Raw genomic sequence first — 1,766 nt, 5'->3', positions numbered from 1 at the left:
GGCCTGACGCCGTCCCGGCAAGATCAACTTACTGAGAAAACCTCATTCGGGGCGGTGCCGGATGCTGTGTCGTGGGAGTGGCCGCGCTGCTCGGCTGTTCGGATTTCTCGATCTCCCCATCCGATGAATAGGGAGGAGGGGTGCCGGTCACAGAAACAGGCTAGACGATATGGAGTGACGCACGACTTGCCGTGAGCTCGCTTGCGTGGGGCTCTACGTCCCCCATCGGTCGAATGATGACGCGCCCCCGGCACGCGGTCGATGTCAACGTCGTTCATGCTCGCTGCGCTGTGCGTGCTCCACGGTGACATCGCGGCCGGATCCGGTGTGAGGTCGGCGCGTCGAAGCTGCACAAACCCGCTAGGGACCGAGTCAAGACCGATGCCCGTGACACTCTGCATCTGGCCCGGTTGCTGCGTCTGGACGAGGTCCCCTCGGCGTCGATCCCGATCGTCGATCAGGAAGCGGCCCAGGATCTGGTGCGGGTCTGGGAAGACTGCCGGGGCGATCTGATGCCGGCGCGCCATCGCCGGGCGACATTGCTGCTCCGATACGACCTTGTCTTCTACGGCGGCGCGGTCCGGAGCGGAGCACACGACCGGCGACTGCGCCCCGAAGCAGCACCGCAGCTGACCTGGCCGGGGTGTGCACGCACCAACAACACTGTGCCGGCCGCACTTACGGACCCGCCTACCGGCCGGTGCAGTCACAGCTGCTCCAGCACTCCCATCAGCTCGTTGAGCAGCACCTCGGCTCGTTGTTCGATCTCGTCGAAGGTCTCGGCGAGATCGTCGAGGGTCTCGTGGTTGCGGCGGCGGGCCGCGGTGCCGCGCTCGTAGTACGTAGGGTCGAGGTCGATGTCGGGTTCGACCCAGACGTCCGTCTCACCGGGTGCATCCATGGTCAGTGTCTTGCGGAGCGGTGCCCGTCCCGAGAGGTGTGCCCGCACCAGTGTCGACACCGATTGCGGGGTCATCGGCTGCGCATGGGGGAGGTGGCCCCAGCGGTCGATCGGACACAGCAACGGTTGGCGGGCCTGTTCCGCATCGAGCGGATCGGTGACGATCTCGACCGGGTCGGTGAGGTGATAGCGGAGCAGGTGGGTGCCGGGATACCGGTCGAGAAACGTCTGGATCTCCGCCCACCGCCGGTAGACCTGGACGGCCGGGGTGTCTGCGGTGTCGGGATCCGTTGGAAGCCGGAACCGTTCCCCGATGCGGGTGGTGACCACCAGGACGTCTCCGTCGAGGCGGATGTCCCGGCGGCGCAGCCGGGTGATGTCGGTGAATCTCATGCCGGTCGCGGCGAGGACCAACAGGAGGGCGTCGCGGCGGCCGAACAGTCCGCTCGGCCACCCCAGACTCGGTAGTTCGACCGCCCGCTGCATCAGAAGGCGCCCGAGCCGGTCGAGGCGCTGAGCACGAGCGGTGTCGAGGTGCCGGCGCACCGTTTCGGTGCGCCCCGGCGGCGGGTAGCCGTGCGCGGTGTGGACGGCGTTGATCGCCGAGAAACGCCGTCGTTGCGTCGCGACCGCGGCGGGATGTTCGTGCAGGAACAACGCCAGGGTGTCCGGGCTGGCCGGAATCGGCGACCGGTCGGCGGCGGCGCACCAGTCGGCGAACAGCGCCCAGTCGTGCCGGTAACGGGCTGGTATCCGCAGGCCGAGGTCGGCATCGTGAACATCGTTGCGGTGATTAGCTTCTCGTTCGGTGCTGGTCATCTCACGCTACAAACCCAGGTTGGTGACCGCGTTGCCGAGCAGTGGG

1 protein-coding gene and 1 pseudogene are annotated in these 1,766 nt (G+C 67.2%); one reads left to right on the top strand and one right to left on the bottom strand.

Annotation, left to right across the window (positions count from 1 at the left end; all coding sequences use genetic code 11):
• Nucleotides 1-320: 320 nt before the first annotated feature.
• Nucleotides 321-641: pseudogene (locus tag QYS60_RS24580) on the top strand (IS110 family transposase); the annotation flags it as partial.
• A gap of 65 nt (nt 642-706) precedes the next feature.
• Here QYS60_RS24580 and QYS60_RS24575 read toward each other — a convergent pair.
• The gene (locus QYS60_RS24575; protein WP_371384539.1) at nt 707-1,720 is read right to left on the bottom strand and encodes a hypothetical protein; all 1,014 of its coding nucleotides are present in this window, start codon (nt 1,718-1,720) and stop codon (nt 707-709) included.
• Between the last annotated feature and the right edge of the window lie 46 nt (nt 1,721-1,766).

The sequence above is a fragment of the Rhodococcus sp. GXMU-t2271 genome (genome assembly GCF_041414735.1).
Taxonomy (GTDB): domain Bacteria; phylum Actinomycetota; class Actinomycetes; order Mycobacteriales; family Mycobacteriaceae; genus Rhodococcus; species Rhodococcus indonesiensis.
Note: the sequence above shows the minus strand (reverse complement) of the source record. Positions and strands in the feature narration are given on the sequence as shown.

Bases quoted from the DNA above. Each gene is read 5' to 3' on its own strand.
- QYS60_RS24575 (WP_371384539.1), bottom strand. From the start codon at position 1,720: ATGACCAGCACCGAACGAGAAGCTAATCACCGCAACGATGTTCACGAT.